14 protein-coding genes and 1 pseudogene are annotated in these 16,806 nt (G+C 69.6%); 10 read left to right on the top strand and 5 right to left on the bottom strand.

The window, feature by feature from the left end; translation table 11 throughout:
- The first annotated feature begins 91 nt into the window (after positions 1 to 91).
- Both ACWCQK_RS05405 and ACWCQK_RS05400 read left to right on the top strand, forming a co-directional pair.
- Positions 92 to 745 carry a SigE family RNA polymerase sigma factor gene (locus ACWCQK_RS05405; protein WP_451152149.1) on the top strand — a complete coding sequence of 218 codons (654 nt, stop codon included), beginning with the start codon at positions 92 to 94 and terminating at the stop codon, positions 743 to 745.
- A gap of 116 nt (positions 746 to 861) precedes the next feature.
- Positions 862 to 1,902 carry a hypothetical protein gene (locus ACWCQK_RS05400; RefSeq protein ID WP_451152147.1) on the top strand — a complete coding sequence of 347 codons (1,041 nt, stop codon included), beginning with the start codon at positions 862 to 864 and terminating at the stop codon, positions 1,900 to 1,902.
- 177 nt (positions 1,903 to 2,079) lie between these two features.
- Here ACWCQK_RS05400 and ACWCQK_RS05395 read toward each other — a convergent pair whose 3' ends face one another.
- Entirely contained in the window at positions 2,080 to 2,862 is a 783-nt protein-coding gene (locus ACWCQK_RS05395) for an SURF1 family protein (protein WP_451152145.1), read from the bottom strand.
- 160 nt (positions 2,863 to 3,022) lie between these two features.
- On the opposite strand from ACWCQK_RS05395, the gene ACWCQK_RS05390 reads away from it, so the two are divergent.
- Positions 3,023 to 4,849 carry a prolyl oligopeptidase family serine peptidase gene (locus ACWCQK_RS05390; protein WP_451152143.1) on the top strand — a complete coding sequence of 609 codons (1,827 nt, stop codon included), beginning with the start codon at positions 3,023 to 3,025 and terminating at the stop codon, positions 4,847 to 4,849.
- A 48-nt stretch (positions 4,850 to 4,897) separates the two neighbouring features.
- Here ACWCQK_RS05390 and ACWCQK_RS05385 read toward each other — a convergent pair whose 3' ends face one another.
- Complete coding sequence (locus ACWCQK_RS05385; protein WP_451152956.1) at positions 4,898 to 6,916, bottom strand: NAD-binding protein; 2,019 nt, start codon at positions 6,914 to 6,916, stop codon at positions 4,898 to 4,900.
- A 162-nt stretch (positions 6,917 to 7,078) separates the two neighbouring features.
- Between ACWCQK_RS05385 and ACWCQK_RS05380 the strand changes: the two genes are divergently transcribed.
- From ACWCQK_RS05380 to ACWCQK_RS05370, 3 genes are all read left to right on the top strand, one after another.
- Entirely contained in the window at positions 7,079 to 8,134 is a 1,056-nt protein-coding gene (locus ACWCQK_RS05380; RefSeq protein ID WP_451152141.1) for a permease, read from the top strand.
- Positions 8,131 to 8,853: a TIGR03943 family putative permease subunit gene (locus ACWCQK_RS05375; protein ID WP_451152139.1), complete on the top strand. Its 723-nt coding sequence runs from the start codon at positions 8,131 to 8,133 to the stop codon at positions 8,851 to 8,853. The genes ACWCQK_RS05380 and ACWCQK_RS05375 overlap by 4 nt, the downstream gene beginning before the upstream one ends.
- A gap of 291 nt (positions 8,854 to 9,144) precedes the next feature.
- On the top strand, positions 9,145 to 10,368 hold the full coding sequence (locus tag ACWCQK_RS05370; protein ID WP_451152137.1) for an amidohydrolase family protein: 1,224 nt from the start codon (positions 9,145 to 9,147) through the stop codon (positions 10,366 to 10,368).
- A 273-nt stretch (positions 10,369 to 10,641) separates the two neighbouring features.
- Here the strand turns inward: ACWCQK_RS05370 and ACWCQK_RS05365 are convergent.
- Positions 10,642 to 10,737, bottom strand: a pseudogene (locus ACWCQK_RS05365) (nSTAND1 domain-containing NTPase); the annotation flags it as partial.
- A gap of 176 nt (positions 10,738 to 10,913) precedes the next feature.
- Between ACWCQK_RS05365 and ACWCQK_RS05360 the strand changes: the two are divergent.
- Entirely contained in the window at positions 10,914 to 11,774 is an 861-nt protein-coding gene (locus ACWCQK_RS05360; RefSeq protein WP_451152135.1) for a hypothetical protein, read from the top strand.
- A gap of 937 nt (positions 11,775 to 12,711) precedes the next feature.
- Here the strand turns inward: ACWCQK_RS05360 and ACWCQK_RS05355 are convergent.
- The gene (locus ACWCQK_RS05355; protein WP_451152133.1) at positions 12,712 to 13,005 is read right to left on the bottom strand and encodes a hypothetical protein; all 294 of its coding nucleotides are present in this window, start codon (positions 13,003 to 13,005) and stop codon (positions 12,712 to 12,714) included.
- A 543-nt stretch (positions 13,006 to 13,548) separates the two neighbouring features.
- On the opposite strand from ACWCQK_RS05355, the gene ACWCQK_RS05350 reads away from it, so the two are divergent.
- A complete protein-coding gene (locus ACWCQK_RS05350; protein WP_451152131.1) occupies positions 13,549 to 13,737 on the top strand; it encodes a hypothetical protein in 189 nt (62 codons plus the stop codon).
- A 326-nt stretch (positions 13,738 to 14,063) separates the two neighbouring features.
- Here the strand turns inward: ACWCQK_RS05350 and ACWCQK_RS05345 are convergent, their stop codons facing one another.
- Positions 14,064 to 14,690 carry a hypothetical protein gene (locus ACWCQK_RS05345; protein ID WP_451152129.1) on the bottom strand — a complete coding sequence of 209 codons (627 nt, stop codon included), beginning with the start codon at positions 14,688 to 14,690 and terminating at the stop codon, positions 14,064 to 14,066.
- 519 nt (positions 14,691 to 15,209) lie between these two features.
- On the opposite strand from ACWCQK_RS05345, the gene ACWCQK_RS05340 reads away from it, so the two are divergent.
- On the top strand, positions 15,210 to 15,797 hold the full coding sequence (locus ACWCQK_RS05340) for a hypothetical protein (protein WP_451152127.1): 588 nt from the start codon (positions 15,210 to 15,212) through the stop codon (positions 15,795 to 15,797).
- Positions 15,794 to 16,219, top strand: a complete 426-nt coding sequence (locus tag ACWCQK_RS05335; RefSeq protein ID WP_451152125.1) for an HIT family protein — start codon at positions 15,794 to 15,796, stop codon at positions 16,217 to 16,219. Before ACWCQK_RS05340 ends, ACWCQK_RS05335 begins: the two co-directional genes overlap by 4 nt.
- Positions 16,220 to 16,806 lie beyond the last annotated feature (587 nt).

Raw genomic sequence — 16,806 nt, 5'->3', positions numbered from 1 at the left:
GAACGTCGCCGGTCGCGTCGGCCGTCACGTCCGACGCAAAAGAGACGCCCGGCACGTACAACCCTCACCGGGGGGAGCGTGTCCAACTGGCGTGGCAGAGGTACTCGATTTCACAGCGGCGACCCGTGGCACCGTGCTGCGGCCGCCCCGACGGCCCCGCATGCCCGGTGGCATGCCGGTGATCGCCCCCATGCCCGCAGCGCGGCCGACCCGCATTCCGGACCAGCGTGACGCTGAGGACGCGGCGGCGGCGGGCACCACCGTCGACCACCTCACCGAGACCTACCGGGCTCACTACCGCTCGCTGCTGGGTCTCGCGGCGCTGCTCCTCGACGACACGGCCTCCTGCGAGGACGTCGTCCAGGAGGCCTTCATCCGCGTCCACTCCGCCCGCAAGCGGGTCCGCGACCCGGAGAAGACCCTCGCCTACCTGCGCCAGACGGTCGTCAACCTCTCCCGTTCCGCGCTGCGCCGCCGCATCCTCGGCCTGAAGCTGCTCTCCAAGCCGATGCCGGACATGGCGAGCGCCGAGGAGGGCGCCTACGACCAGCTGGAGCGCGACTCCCTGATCAAGGCGATGAAGGGCCTCCAGCGCCGCCAGCGCGAGGTCCTGGTGCTGCGCTACTTCGCGGACATGACCGAGGCCCAGGTCGCCGAGTCGCTCGGGATATCGCTGGGCTCGGTGAAGGCGTACGGATCCCGCGGCATCGCGGCCCTGCGCATCGCCATGGAGGCGACGGCGTGAGGGACGAATCCGAGGGTAGGGAATCGCACGAGCGGCACGAGCCGCCCCTGCGGCACGAGCCGACGAAGCCGCCGCACACGCAGGAACCGAAGTCATCGCACGCTGGGAACGGAACCGTGAACCACAGCCCCGACGAAAAGAGCCCCGACGGGCTCGACTCGGACGAGCTGGCACTGCGCAGCCTGCTGCACGAAGTCGTCCAGGAGATCGAGCCGCGCGACGGCACACTGGACCACCTGCGGCGGGCGGTGCCCGCCAGGCGCGCCCGCAAGCGGCAGGCAGCCGTCGGCATGGCGGCCGCGGCCCTCTTCATCGGCACCGCCGTCCCCGCGCTGCTGCACGTCTCGCACGCGGTCGGCTCCGACGCCGACCCGGCGATCGCGGGCAACAGCTCCCAGGCGCAGGGCGGCGCCGGCGCGAACAAGGGTCCGGACGGCGGGTCGAGTGTCTCCGGCGGGGCCGGCGGCAACACCTCGGGCCCGGGCCCGGACGATCCGAAGGGTGCCGGGCAGAGCCACGACACCGGTGCCACCACCGGCGCGTCCGGCACCGCCGACCCCTCGGCCAGCATCGAGGCGACCGCCCCCACGTGTACGGCCGACCAGCTCGGCTCCGCCACCGCGACCGCCGACGTCCCCGACTCCGCCGGCATCGTCTACGGCACCTTCCGGGTCACCAACGTCTCCGCCACCGGCTGCGCCGTCGGCGGCGCCGGCAGCGTCACACCGCTCGCCCAGGGTGCCGCGGACGCCACCAGGATCACGGTCGTGGAGCACGCGGCGGGCGACGCCGCGGCCGGTCTGCCCGACCCCTCCCTCAACGTCCCCCTGCTGACCATCGCACCCGGCTCCGCCTACGAGGTGAAGTTCGCCTGGGTGCCCTCCGCGACCTGCCCCACCACCGGCGGCCCCGGCGGCACCGACCCCGGCAGTCCCAGCCCCGACCCGAGTCCGACCGGGGCCGTGGGCTCCACCTCGGGCACCTCCACCGGCGGCGACACCGGCACCTCCACCCAGATGCTCACCGAGGACGGCACGGCCGACGGCAGTGTGGTCGTCTCGCACACGCCGGATGCGGGCTCGCCGACGGCCTCGGTCACGGTGTCGAACGCGTGCGCGGGGACGGTCTACCGGACGGGCGTCCTGGCCGCGTCCTAGGGAAGCCCGCGTGTGCCGAGCCGGCGTACCGGCCGGGTCGTAGGGATTCCAGCGTCCGCCGGACGGGCGTACCGGCCGCGTCCCGAGGGCGGGGAGCCGGGCGCACCGGCCGGGCGCCGGGCGGGGAACCCGTCGTGTCGGTGTCGGGCGGGCCGGGCGGGGTCCGGCGGGCGGCGGTCAGACCGTCGCGTGCCGCTCCTCCTCGGTCACCAGCCCCAGCCGCGCGTCCCGCGTGAACTCCACCTCGCGGCGCAGCAGCCGGAACCACATGAAGACCACGAAGCCGGCGAACACGAACCACTCACCGGTGTAGCCGAGGTTCTGGAACGCCTTCAGGTCCAGCCCCGTGTCCGGCGCGGCGGCCGCGGGCACCGCCTTCAGCCCCGGGTCGCCGTGGTTCAGCGTGACCCACGCGTCGTACACGTCGTACGGCACGAGGTTCACCAGGGACGCCGAGCTGATCGCCGCGGTCTGTCCGGCGGGCAGACCGCCGCGCGCGCTGACGCCGTTGTCCCCCGGGGTCTCGGACGCCTGGAGCGCGCCGGTGACGGTGACCTCGCCGGTCGGCGGCGCCGGGGCCGCGGCCGGGTCGGGGGCGCCGGGCAGCCAGCCGCGCACGACGGGCAGCGCCCGGCCGCCGTCGGTGCGCAGCAGCGTCAGTACGTAGGAGCCCTCGCGGCCGTCCAGCTCGCGTCCGGGGACGAGCAGCTGCTCGCCGTACCGGCCGGTCGCGGAGACCTGGTCGCCGGACGTCGCCTTGTCCACGGGCAGCAGCTCGGCCAGCGGCCGGGCCGTCTGCGTCCGCTCGGACGCCGACTGTCGGCCCGCGTCCCGGTGGTCGTCCATCCGGGACTCGAACCGGCTCAGCTGCCAGGACCCCATGAAGACGCAGAAGGGGATGGCCAGCAGCACGAAGACGTTGATCCCCCACCAGCGGGGCGTCAGCAGGAACCGGTACACGCCCTCAAAGGTACGGGGCGGGAACGCGGCGCCGGGCGGCGGGGCAGGACACCGGAAAAGTAGGGAAATCGGAAGCGGATCGGAAAGGTACCGCTCGAAGTTATCCACAGGGTGGGGACCTCACCGGCGGATTGCCGCCCGGGACAGGCAGTATGGGGCCATGACTGAGAGCAACGGGTCCGTCTCGCCGGATCAGCAGGTACAGCGCGAGGAGATGCCGGACTGGGAGAAGCGCTTCCGGGCGCCACGGGTGTCGCTGCCCGACTGGGCGGAGGACGCGCCGCACCGGGCCTTGTTCGTGTCCAACGCCACGGGCACGTACGAGCTGTACGCCTGGGACCGTGCGACCGGCGAGCAGCGCCAGATCACGGATCGGCCGAACGGCACCACGGACGGCGTGCTCTCCCCGGACGGCACGTGGATCTGGTGGTTCGACGACAAGGACGGCGACGAGTTCGGCGTCTGGCGCCGCCAGCCCTTCGGCGGCGGTGAGAACGAGCCGGCCACGCCCGGCCTGGAACCTTCCTACCCGGCGGGCCTGGCCCTCGGCAGGGACGGCCGTACGGCGGTCGTCGGCCGCTCCACCGACGACGACGGTACGACGCTGCACCTCGCGCGCCTGGGCGAGGCCCCCACAGAGATCTACCGCCACCGCGAGTCGGCGGGCGTCGGCGACCTCTCGCACGACGGCTCCCTGATCGCGATCGAGCACACCGAGCACGGCGACGCGATGCACTCGGCGCTGCGCGTGCTGCGCCCCGACGGCACGGCGGTCGCCGATCTGGACGACACCCTGGGCGGCACCCGGGAACTGGGCCTGGAGGTGCTCGGCTTCGCCCCGGTCGACGGCGACACCCGCCTCCTCATCGGCCACCAGCGGCGCGGCCGCTGGGAGCCCCTGGTGTGGGACATCGCGACGGGCGAGCAGACGGACCTGGTGCTGGACCTGCCGGGCGACGTGAACGCCGAGTGGTACCCGGACGGCAGCGGCCTGCTGATCGTGCACGGCTTCGAGGCCCGCAGCGAACTGTTCCGCTACGACCTCTCGACGAGCGAGCTGGTGAGGATCCCCACGCCGCCCGGCACGGTGTCGGGGGCCACGGCCCGCCCGGACGGCAGCGTCGAGTACCTGTGGTCGTCGTCCGCCGAGCCCTCCGCCGTCCGTTCGACGACGGGCGAGGTCGTCCTGGACCCGCCGGGCCTGAAGTCCCCGGGCTCGGTCCCGGTGCGGGACGTGTGGGTGGAGGGTCCGGGCGGACGTATCCACGCCCTGATCCAGAAGCCCGCTGGCGCCACCGGACCGCTTCCCACGGTCTTCGACATCCACGGCGGCCCGACCTGGCACGACAGCGACTCCTTCGCGGCCTCCCCGGCGGCCTGGGTGGACCACGGGTACGCGGTGGTCCGGGTCAACTACCGCGGCTCGACGGGGTACGGCCGGGCGTGGACGGACGCCCTGAAGCACCGTGTCGGCCTGATCGAGCTGGAGGACATCGCCGCGGTCCGTGACTGGGCGATCGAGTCCGGACTCGCCGACCCCGCCCGCCTGATCCTCACCGGCGGCTCCTGGGGCGGCTACCTCACGCTGCTGGGCCTCGGCGTCCAGCCGGACGCCTGGACCCTGGGCATCGCCGCGGTCCCCGTCGCCGACTACGTCACGGCCTACCACGACGAGATGGAGGCGCTGAAGGCGATGGACCGCACCCTGCTGGGCGGCACCCCGGAGGAGGTCCCGGACCGCTTCGAGGCGTCCTCCCCGCTCACCTACGTCGACCAGGTCAAGGCCCCGGTCTACATCTCGGCGGGCGTCAACGACCCGCGCTGCCCCATCCGCCAGATCGAGAACTACGTCAAGCGGCTCGAGACCCGCGCCGCCGTCCACGAGGTGTACCGCTACGACGCGGGCCACGGTTCGCTGGTCGTGGACGAACGGATCAAGCAGGTGCGGCTGGAGCTGGAGTTCGCCGAGAGACACCTCGGAGGCTGACGGGAACGGGTGGGGGCGGCGGGGCGCCCCCACCCGCACCCCGCCCGCCTACACCCCGCCCGCCCGGCGCGGCCGCCTTCCCAGCAGCTCCGCCATCCCGCGCCGGGTGGCCGCCAGCACCACCCGGTCCGCACCCTTCAGCACATAGGTGTCGGGCAGGTTCCACACCAGCCCCGACTCGCCGTGCCGCCCCTCGCCCGCCCCGGAACCCGACCCCGACCCGGAGCCCGAGGCTCCCGATCCCGAGCCCGCCCCGGACGCCGCCGCCCGCGAGCCCGTCGCGTCCAGCGCGAGCACCCGCCAGGCCCCCGCCCGGAACGCCTCCGCGACCGTCTTCCCCTCCAGCTGGGGATGCGCGGACACTTCCACCGCCGCGAACAGCAGCACCCGGCGTTCCACCGGAATCGCCCCCAGGATCTGCCGACCCAGCATCGCCCCGGCGAACGCGGGAGCCGACAGATGGGAGACGCTCCGGCTGCGGGTGAGGGCCTGCGGGTGCGCCGCCCGCAGGGTGCGGTACACGGCGGTCGCGAAGTCGTCGTCGTACAGCCGCAGCACCACCCGCAGATCGGGCCGTACCGCCCGCGCGTACAGCACCGCTTCGAGGTTCGTCGTGTCCGAACTCGTCACCGCGAGCAACGCGTGCGCCCGATGGATCTTGGCGGCCTCCAGGACGCCTTCCTGCGTCACGTCACCCAGCACCACCGGAACCCGCAGGCGCCGGGCCGTGGCCAGCCCCCGCGCCTGCGGCCCGGCCTCCACGCACACCACGGGGATGTTCAGTTCCCGCAGCCGCGTCAGCACCCGCGTACCGATCTTGCCGAGCCCGAGGAGCACCACATGCCCGCTCATCCCGCGCGGCGGCTTGCGCAGCGACGAGGCACTGCGGAACGTTCCCAGCGCCTCCAGCACCGCCGCCAGCAGCACCGGAAGCAGCAGCAACCCGACCAGTCCGGAGAGGAGTTGGAGGACCTGTCGCTCGGTGGACGCCCCGATCGCCGGGTCGTTGATGGCGAAGAGGTCCAGCAGCGTGAGATACAGCGCGCCCAGCGGATGGGTCCCGGTCGCCACCCACAGCGTCACCGCCAGCGCGAGCACACCCACCACGATCGCGGCGAACGACCACCGCAACTGCCGCGAGAACAGCGAGGCGAACGGCGGGACGACCCCCACCCCGATCCCGGCCGACGCGGACGTGGCCGGCCCGGTGTACGACACCTGCTCCAGTACGACGGTCCCGCGCCCGGTCGCGGCCCGCACCGCCGCGGCGTCCGGCAGCAGCCGCGGCCCGTACTCCCCGCTGCTCTCGGAACCGTCGGCGCCGGCCGGGTCGTTGCTCGTCGTGGACAGCAGCGCGAGGGTGGCCAGCCCCGGGTCGGCCACCTCGCCGGGCTCCGGCGGCGGCCGGTCCACCGCGTGCAGCAGCAGTCCGTCGGTCTGGACGACCTTGCTGGTGCCGACGACCGCGGAGGCGGCCAGCGCGGGTGCCGCGGTGTCGGCGTCGGAGAGCACGGTGGTGGAGGCGTCACCCGCCGGGGCCGGGGCGTCGTCGGCGGTGGTCGCCAACGCGGCCGCCTGGTCGAGGAGTTCCTCGATGTGCTGCCCCAGCCGACGGTTGTACAGGCGCAGGACGAGCTTCAGACGGGGGTTGAGCCGGCGGGCGGTGAGGGCCGCGCGGATGTTGGTCTCGTCGTCGTCGTACACGAGCGCCAGCGCGGCCGCCCGTTCCACGCCCGCCTCGGCGAGCACGGTCTCGGACGGCTCGGCGGCCTCCAACGTGCGCTCATTTCCGACGGGATCACCCCCGGCTCGGTGGCCGCCGCCGCTTCCCCCGCTTCCGCCACCGCTCCCGGTGCCGTTGCCGCCGCCGTGGCCCGCGGCCCGATTGACGGCCGCGCTCACCACCCGGTCGAGCAGCGCCGCCGACACCGCCCGGGCCCGCCCGACCTCGGGGGGCCGGACCGTGCCCTGCGCGGGCGGGACGACCAGGGTGACCTGCTCGCCGTAGACTCCGCGCAGCTCGGCGGCGAGGCGGTGCGCGAGCCCGTCGTCGCCGCAGACCACCATGTGCGCGCCGACGTCCGTCGGCAGACCCTGATTCGGAACGCTTCCCACGAGGGAGAAGACTGCCTCACCGGGACACGTGGTTCCAGGGGAGCGCTGAACACCGCTCCCCGCGGCCGCGTACTGAAGGGGAGGCAGAACACGGAAAGCGGAGGTGCCCGACCCGTGGCGATCACCAACCCGGCCGCGCCCGGGACCGGTCACCGTGCCGACGCCGACCCTGACCACGACCCCGACCCCGCGCGGCGTGAGACGAAGCGGGACCAGCCGGGCCGCCGGCTCGACTCCCCCCTCGCCCTGACCATGCTCCTGGTCCTGCTGGTGCTGCTCCAGGGACCGTTGCGCCGCGCCCTGTCCGCGCCGGTGATGCAGAGCTGGACGACGGTGTTCGTGGCGGTGGTCGTCCAGGCGCTGCCCTTCCTGGTCCTCGGGGTGCTGCTGTCCGCGGCCATCGCCGTCTTCGTGCCGCCCTCCTTCTTCGCCCGCGCCCTGCCGAGCCGCCCCGCCCTGGCGGTCCCGGTCGCGGGCATCGCGGGCGCCGTGCTCCCGGGCTGTGAATGCGCGTCGGTGCCGGTGGCCGGCGCGCTGGTGCGCCGGGGCGTCACACCGGCCGCCGCCCTGGCCTTCCTGCTGTCCGCCCCGGCCATCAACCCGATCGTGCTGACGGCGACCGCCGTGGCCTTTCCCCGCGACCCGGAGATGGTCCTGGCCCGCTTCGTCGCGAGCCTGCTGGTGGCGTGCGTGATGGGCTGGCTGTGGCAACGCCTGGGCCGTACGGACTGGTTGCGGCTGCCGGCGCACGCGCCGCACGACGGCGAGAGCAAGGGCGCCGCGTTCTGGGGCTCGGTCCGGCACGACGTGATGCACGCGGGCGGCTTCCTGGTGCTGGGCGCGATGGCGGCGGCGACCCTGAAGGCCGTGGCGCCCGCGAGCTGGCTGCGCACGGCGGCCGACAACCCGGTGCTGGCGGTCCTCGCCCTGTCGGTCCTCGCGGTCCTGCTGTCGATCTGCTCGGAGGCGGACGCGTTCGTGGCCGCCTCGCTCTCCCAGTTCTCGCTGACGGCCCGCCTGGCGTTCCTGGTCGTCGGCCCGATGATCGACCTGAAGCTGTTCGCCATGCAGGCGGGCACCTTCGGCCGGGGCTTCGCCTTCCGGTTCGCGCCGGCCACGTTCGCCCTCGCGGTCACCGTGGCGGTCCTGACCGGGACGGTGCTGCTGTGAACCGCCTCGCCCAGGCGGCGGTCCTGTTCCTGCTCGGCGCGGCCCTGCTGCACGCGGGCGTGACCGACCTCTACCTGCGCTATGTCAAGGCGGGTCTCCAGCCGCTGCTGCTGGCGTCGGGCGCGGTGCTGATCGCGGCGGCGGTGGCGACGGTCTGGTACGAGCGGCGGGCGGCGAGGACGGCTCGGCCGGAGGAGACCGGGCACGTCCACCGCGAACCCCGCGTCTCCTGGCTCCTGGTCCTCCCCCTGCTGGCCCTCATCCTGGTCGCCCCGCCCGCCCTCGGCTCCTACAGCGCGACCCGCACCGGCACGGCCCTGCAGGAGCCCCTCGCCTACCCGCCGCTGCCGGCCGCCGACCCGCTGCGGCTGAGCGTGGTCGACTACGCGGGCCGGGCGGTCTACGGCCATGGGCGTACCCTCGCCGGCCGCCGCATCCAGCTCACCGGCTTCCTGGCGCTGGACCGTGACGGAACCCCCTACCTGGTCCGGATGGCCCTCAACTGCTGTGCCGCCGACGCCCAGCCGGTCAAGATCGGCCTGACCGGCCACATCCCGCCGGTCCTCCAGCCGGACACCTGGCTCCAGATCACCGGCACCTACACGCCCCGGCGGGCGAAGGACCCCGTCAACAACGGCCCGATCCCGTTCATCGAGGTCACTGCGGCGAAACCGGTCCCGGTGCCGCACGACCCGTACGACGAGTCGTGGAACACCTGACGGCCTCCCGGCCAGGAGCGGGGGGTGCCGTCAGTCCTCGCCGGCCGGGCGGCGCGAGTCCGGGAGCAGCAGGTCGCGCTCCGGGTGCATCTCGCCGGTGACGCTCCCCCGGATCCCGAGATCCGCACGAGCGGCCTGGTGGAAGGCGATCCTCTGAGCGGCCGGTGTCCCGGGTGAAGGGTGACGCGCTGAGCCCCCGTACCCGGCTGCCCCTTGCGGTCGGGGTGAGCACGACCTAACTTTAACTGACGGTCCGTCAGATTAGTGCGATGGGGCAGTGAGGGGTTGGACATGGTCGGCAAGGACGGTGACACCGAGGAACTGCCCAGGGTCATCAGCGTGGACGATCACGTGATCGAGCCCGCGCACCTCTTCGAGACCTGGCTACCGAGCAGATACCGGGACAAGGGACCCAAGCCCTTCACCGCCGGGATCGGTGAACTCGCCTACGTCGGCGGGAAGTACCGCTTCACGACCGATCCGGACGGCCAGCTCACCGACTGGTGGGAGTACGAGGGCGAGCTCTTCCCGTACAAGCGCATCATCGCGGCCGTGGGTTTCTCCCGCGACGAGATGACGCTCGACGGCATCACCCGGGAGCAGATGCGCCGCGGCTGCTGGGACCCCAAGGACCGGCTGGCCGACATGGACCTCAACCACGTCGAGGCCTCGCTCTGCTTCCCGACCTTCCCGCGCTTCTGCGGCCAGACCTTCGCGGAGGCCCACGACAAGGAGGTCGGACTCGCCTGCGTCCGCGCCTACAACGACTGGATGGTCGAGGAGTGGTGCGGGGACAGCGGCGGGCGGCTGATCCCGCTGTGCCTGATCCCGCTGTGGGACGTCGGCCTGGCCGTCGCGGAGATCCGGCGCAACGCGGCCCGTGGCGTGCGGGCGGTGACCTTCAGCGAGATCCCGACGTACCTGGGGCTCCCGTCGATCCACTCCGGTTACTGGGACCCCTTCTTCGCGGTGTGCGAGGAGACCGGGACCGTCGTCAACATGCACATCGGTTCGTCGTCGCAGATGCCGGCGGCCTCCCCGGACGCGCCTCCGGCCGTCCAGGCCTCGCTGAGCTTCAACAACGCCATGGCGTCGATGATGGACTTCCTCTTCTCCGGCGTGCTGGTGAAGTTCCCCCGGCTGAAACTCGCTTACAGCGAGGGGCAGATGGGATGGATCCCGTACGCCCTGGAGCGCGCCGACGACGTGTGGGAGGAGCACCGGGCATGGGGCGGGGTCAAGGATCTGATCCCGGACCCGCCCTCGACGTACTACTACCGGCAGATGTTCTGCTGCTTCTTCCGCGACAAGCACGGCATCGAGGCGATCGAGACCGTGGGCGTGGACAACGCGACCTTCGAGACGGACTACCCGCACGTCGACTCGACCTGGCCGCACACCAAGCAGGTGGCGGCGGAGCACGTGGCCGGCCTGTCCGACGACGTCACCTACAAACTGCTGCGCGGCAACGCCATCCGCATGCTGGGACTCGCCTTCGACCAGGACCGGCGCTGACCCCGCCCGTCGGCCGGTTCGTCGGGGCCCCGGTCGGGCAGGCACCAGAGCAACTGCCACCGCAAGCGCCACCGGTACGGGATTTCCCCGGCTCGTTCGGCGAGGCGCCACAGGCCGCGCGCCGGCTCAACCCGCACCTGCGGGACCATCCCCGGCGGCGCGTCGTCGAGACGCTCCCCGGTGGGCGCGATTCGCGGTCGACACCCAGAACCTGATCCAGCGCTACCTGTCCCTCTTCGGGGTGCGGGAGCCGCACATGACGAGCTGCGACCGGCCGCCCCCGTCCCCCAGGGCGCCGTCGCGCAGGGTGGGCACCAGACCGGCGTTCAGCAACGAGGACTTCCCCGCCCCCGAGGCGCCCACCAGCACGCGACGCGAGACCAGACGGTCATGTCACCTTCGCCGACGGTCGTCTGTGTCGGTGGACGACCGGCTGTCACATGCTTGTGACACGAGCCCGACGGATTCGGCACGGGTGATCTTTAGTTTCATTCTCGCCGGTCAGAGAGGTCGGCAAGGCAGAAGCAACGTCGCCAGGAGCAGAAATGCGCACTGCACTCCGCACCACCCTCGCCACCCTCGCCCTCGTCGGGACGGCCGCCGCTTCCGTCGTCTCGGCCGGTGCCGCCGCCAGTGCCTCCACCCCGGCCGCGCCGTCGGCGGGCAGCGCCTGCGTCGCGGTCAAGACCATCCCCTCCGTCTTCGGTGGCATGACGGTCCGGCTGGTCAACAGCGCCCACAGCGGCGCGTCCGCCAAGCTTCTGGACGGCCACGGCGGGGTCGTCGCAACCGTGGACCAGCGCAGGCCCACCGACCTGGCCGACGGCTTGAAGGTCACCGGAGTACTCAGCGCCAATCCCGTCTTCGGGCAGCGCAGCCAGGGCGGCCCGACTCCCTGGCGGAGCACCGCCTTCCCGGCCCTGTCCGCCGACTGCACGCTGCGCGGCAAGCTCGTGCGCACCCTGCGTCTCGACTCACGTACGACCGTGCAGACCTTCAAGGTCTCCGCCGGCCACTACCAGGCTCGCCTCTTCCGGGACGGCAGGCTGGTGCGCTTCCTCGACGCCCACAGCCGCTCCGGTGCCGCCCTGTACGGCAACCGCACGCTGGTACTGAACCCGGACGGCACGACAGCCACATGGACCGGGTCCGAGACCGCGCCCGCACCCCGGCTGGGCCGCTACAAGCTGGCCAACGGCGCAATCGTGAAGCTCGTCAAGCACAACGGTGTCTACGGGGCGCAGACGACCACCACCCACGGCACGTTCCCCGTCGCGTGGGCCAAGGGCCGCCCGATCGTCCTGCAGGACGACGTCACCTTGGTCGTCCTGGGCGCCGACGGCACCCTCAGCAGCCACATCTACGGCCGGTCCGTCCAGAAGGCTCCCGTCTACCTGGGCGCCTGACCCGTCGGTGTGCGAAGGACGCCGAGCCGGTACCGGCGATCCCGAAACACTCGGTGAGCACGAGGGGTGAGAGCAAGTCCCACAGGTGGCCCCATGAGGTACGAACGGCCCCTGACCTGCACTCCGGTGCAGGTCAGGGGCCGTTCTTCGGTCACACCCTCAGAAGTTCCTCAACTCGCCTTCGCCGATGGGCGCCTGCGCCAGTTCACGGTGTGTCGCCTCTGAGCAGGGGCGGGGCTGTCGTCGCCTGCCGTCACCCGTCGTTGTCGGTCACCCTCGGACGGCCCACAGGCGGCCCCAGGAGTAACCCCGGGGTAGCTGCTTCCAGGCGCCTGGCCTCTTCGATGTGCATTATGGGCGGGGCGGTCGCTGGGGTCTGCTCGGCCGGTCAGGCAGTCATGCGGGGCTGCTCGCGGTTGGATTCGGTCGCGATGGTCGCTGTACCTCGCTGCGGTACGGCGGGAAGGCGTGAGGTACAACTGCGCCATGGCGACTCCACCGACGCGGGCGATGTGGTGGGCTGAAATGGCGATCTTCCTTGCCGTAGCGGCCGTGACTTTCGCCGGGATCAGCGCTCTTCTGGGGGCATCGGCGCACCCAGGGCCGCCACGTCACAGTGGAGGGCGGGGCCTCCATCGTGGTGATTGTGCTGTCCGCCGGCGTCGGCATCTTCGTGAGTGGCCGGTTCAGGGCATGGGGGCTGCGTCGGCAAGCCGTGTGCCGCACACGGTCTTGAGATCTGATTTTGCGGTCTGGCCTCATCCTTGTCAGGTAGATCACGGCGCCTTCCGAAGCCTGCGTTTCGCCGATAGAGCGACTCGACACCGGCCGCTGAAGTGCGTCGGCATCCGGCTGTGTTCGCGGCTGTTGGTGTCAGCCGCTGGTGTCAGACATCGGTGACCCACTTGACGGTTGTCCTGGGGAGTACGGGCGCCGCTCAATTTGTGTCGCCAGCATGACGAGTCTTGGCGAACACTCCAGCCCGGAACTGAAGCACCGCACCGAGCACGATGATCCCCAGGGCAATGGCGGAAACAACCATCCCCGCTCCGGAAGAGAAGTCGAGAAGTCTAGCTCCGCCGTCCAGGACGAAGCCGACACCTATCGCTATCCGACCCCAACCAGCCCTAGGCGACCGCGCGTACTCCGCGATTCCCCGGCTGCCGGTCAGGGTCAACACGCCCAGGAATACGACAAAGCAGCCGGAACCCAACGTGATCCACGCAGACATGGCACCCCTCCGCGGGAAGGCTATTGCACGGGCAGTGCCTGCAGCCTTGCGGTGGGGTAAAACACCGGTACAGGGCGTGCCAAGCCGCACCCGCTTCCCTCCTCGACCCACACACCGTGGAGCGGGCGTGATTCAGGGCGCCAAGGTGGAACGCGCCACTGTACGAACGACCTGGACGCCATGGGCCGCGTCTGCTCGGCTCTGCCTGGGTCGACGGTGGTCGGGATGGGAGCTCCCCACGCACGCCCCTATGGACCCCGCAGTCGCGTACGGCGCCCCCTCCATCCCGGTGCCGGCCGATCCCCCGCCGGAGGCATCGTCTTGACCGTGGGCGCTGTACGCGGTGATCGACTCATGGCTTCCGGCCCTGTCCACATGTGGGCGCGCGTCGGCGTCGGCAGCGCCGAGCGGGCCGAAGACAGAAGCGCGGGCGCGGCCAGAGCCGGGGCTTGATGAAGTAGGGAAAGCCCTACCGCGCCATGATCATGAACCGCTCGATCGTGGCCTGTCGACTCCGCGCCAGTCTCGGCCACCGTTCCATCCATGTCATCTGCACTGGACACGCCCCGAGGTGCGGCGGATCTCGCCGAGTCTCTGCTTCCTCCGCTCGGGAACCGCTGGCTGCACACTCAGGCCGTGGCCGCTCGGGCGCAGGACAAGCAGATTCGCCCCGTGATCCGGACCGGCGCCGTGGTCATGGACGGCATCTTCGAGCGCGCTTCGGAGCGGTAGTCACGCAGTGAGACACACAGCAAGTCAGAGGGTCCCTTACCTACCCGGTAAGGGACCCTCTGACTTGCTACTTAGCTGTCGGGGTGGCGGGATTTGAACCCACGACCTCTTCGTCCCGAATAAGGTCAGGGCGAGGTCCACACCCGGCTTCGCTGGAATTTGCACAGGTCAGGCCGTTGGTATGCGTTGGCATCCTTGGGCGTCTGGCAGGCGCCGGGAGAAGATCTTCTCCCGAAATTCTCCCAAGCAGCCGGGGCCGAGGCGGAGCCGTGGCGACTGCGCTCGGGTGCCCTGGCCAACTCCGCGTCGACCGGATGCAATCACACCTACGCGTCCTCGTGGCCCTGGCACGCCTCGTCTCGCAGCGTCATCCCGTACCAGACTGCGAGGGCGAAGACAGTACCCGCGACTGTGATCCAGGCCGTCGTGCCGCCGGTGAATAGCCAGCCCCACAGGGCTGCCAGCCAGGGTACCTCCAGCAACAGCACCAGCCTGCCGTGTGTCTTGCTCCCGCCGGTGGCTTCGGCGCGGCGGACCATCCAGATCCCGAGGAAGAGCGGGCCCAGCGCCAGCACAACCACGACGATCAGGAGCCAGAGAATGAACTCCTCGCCGTTTTCGCCGCCTTCGACAGCCATGTTTCCTTGCACATAGCTGTCAGCGACCTCGTAGGCCGCCACCCCACCGACCGCTCCCGCAGCAGCAGCCCCCGCGGTGGCATGAGGCCACGGCTGGGTGTGAGCGCGGGGCACCCCTGGGGTGTCGCCTCCCGCGTAGTCATATCCGTACCGGTTGGCGGGGCCAAGCTGATGGTTCCGGGTGAGGGCGTTCCCGTGAGCGTCGTAGTGCGTTGTCTCGTAGATGGCACCGTTCGTGTCGCTGTACCGCTCCCGTCGGTACTTCCCAGCGTTCAATACCTGGTTCGGTTCGGTGACGTAACGTTCCTGGTCCACAGAGCCCCCCACGGCTTCGGTTGGATGCCACCCCTGTCGGGTTATGCACTGCCGATCACACGAGCGTCCCGGCCCGGTCGAACGGGCCGGGACGTACTAGGAGACCAGATCAGCCTGTCGGAAGTCGGACAGAGGGCATCGGTTTTCAAGAACGTCTCTGTGATGTCCACAATGCATCTGACCTGCCCGAACGCTGCGATTGCCGCCTTGGTCGGATTTGCTGGCGTACAGATGGCGCATGCGGTCCGCCGATCTGCCATGACGGCAGTTCATCTGAAGGGGTGCCAGCGCGCAGTCATCGGCACTCCGCCACACAAGTAGATCAGCAGTGTGCCCGGCTGGCTTGCCCCAAGGTTTCAGGCAGCCGGTCACGCGGGACCGACAGAAGACGCCTGCGCTAGAGACAGCCGCTCACCCTCAAAGGCGCAAAGCGGATGATTACGTACCGTTGTCGAGTGGGTACAACCTGATCAGGGAGGAGTCCACTTCACTGTCATACCCGGGCGCTAGCCTGAGGAGGTGATCACCCTTCTCGCGGTTCCACCGACATCCATCCCCGCCTCAGGCACTGAGGGCATTTCTGCACCGACCGCAACGCTGATCAGCGCGGTCATCGCCTTCCTGACCGCCAGCATCGTGGGATTGCTTACTAATTTCCTGAACAGTAAACGCGAAGATAAGAAGTACCGGCGAGAGCTTAATCTACAGCGTTTGAACGAGTTGTATGCACCGCTGAAGCTTCTGCTGGCGCAAGACTGGGTGCTGGTTAAACAGTTGCGAGAAGGGAAGCCGGACGGATGGCACCTTCTTGATCATATCGATGAGGTGCTCGGTGACGAGCAAGACAAAGAAATCGCGAATCAGATTTTGGGGATCAATAAAAAAATTGCGGGAATCCTCGAATCCAAGGCGGGACTTGCCGTAGTTCCGATACCTGAGAGCTTTTCAATCTTCCTAGGGCATTACGCGATGCTGTCTCGTGCGCTCCAAGGGCAGAGGTTCGTGAGAACTGCAAAATATGAATATTTCCCCAGGGAATTTGAAAATGCAGTGGATGAAGCGTATGACATTCTGTCACTGCAACTAAAGAAGGAGACTGGCAAGTGAGCGCTGCACCGTCTACCCGCCAAGAAGATTCGGCTAGAAGTCGCCGCACCTGCCCATTCTGCCGCCTCATGGACAGGGGTGCCGAAGAGGTTCGAGAGTATGGCACGATGGTGGCATTCAAGGATGCGTATCCTGTTACATCAGGCCACTATCTCATTATCCCGAAGCGCCACGTGGCTGACTACTTTGCCCTGAGTCGGCAAGAAATTCTTGACAGTAACGAGGCTCTTCACGATTTGCGCAATCGGGCAATTCGTGCGGACTTCACTGTGCAAGGCTTCAATATCGGCGCAAACTGTGGAATCACTGCAGGGCAGACGGTTCCACATGCTCACATTCACCTGATCCCTCGCCGTGAAGGGGATATGCAAGACCCTCGAGGTGGGGTAAGGGGGGTAATTCCAGAGAAAATGAAATATTGAGCGTAGTGCATTCTGTGGCGGCGCGCTAACGTTCCCTGAATGCTAACGGGGAGGTTAGGTGGGGTGATCTCGAAATGGGTTTTAGTCGAAATGTAGTGTCGCCAATGGATTGCCATATACTACTCCGCCGTGGTGTGAACAAGCTCCCTGCCGGCCGATTGATCCCGAGGCCCAGCCATCGGCGCAACGACCTGCTGATGGCATCTCAACCCAAGTTACGCCCGCAGGCGAGTTCTTAATGTGCGTAGCGGCTTCTATGAACCCGGGCATACAGTTTCGATGCTCTAGAACAACCTTCGCAGCCTGCCCTGCAAGCTCGCGCTTTCGTCTGTACGCCTCCGATATTTCAGTTTCCGTAGCTCCGACCGCGTCCAGTTCCCCCAAGCTCGCAGGAAAGGAACGGCCGAGCTGAAGGTTACGGATACCTGAATCAAAAGATGAAATCAAAGGGATTTTCACCTTCGCTGCCTGCTGGTCTAGTGTCAGAGCCTTTGTGCGGTAGGGCTCGCACGCAGACTCTCGTTGGTGATCCTGCCATGCCGAAACTCCGCATGAGGCTAGGCCGGCCAACATCGCGAGAGTGACGG

Source organism: Streptomyces sp. NPDC002306, assembly GCF_053593435.1.
This window is presented reverse-complemented; position numbering and strand designations above follow the sequence as displayed.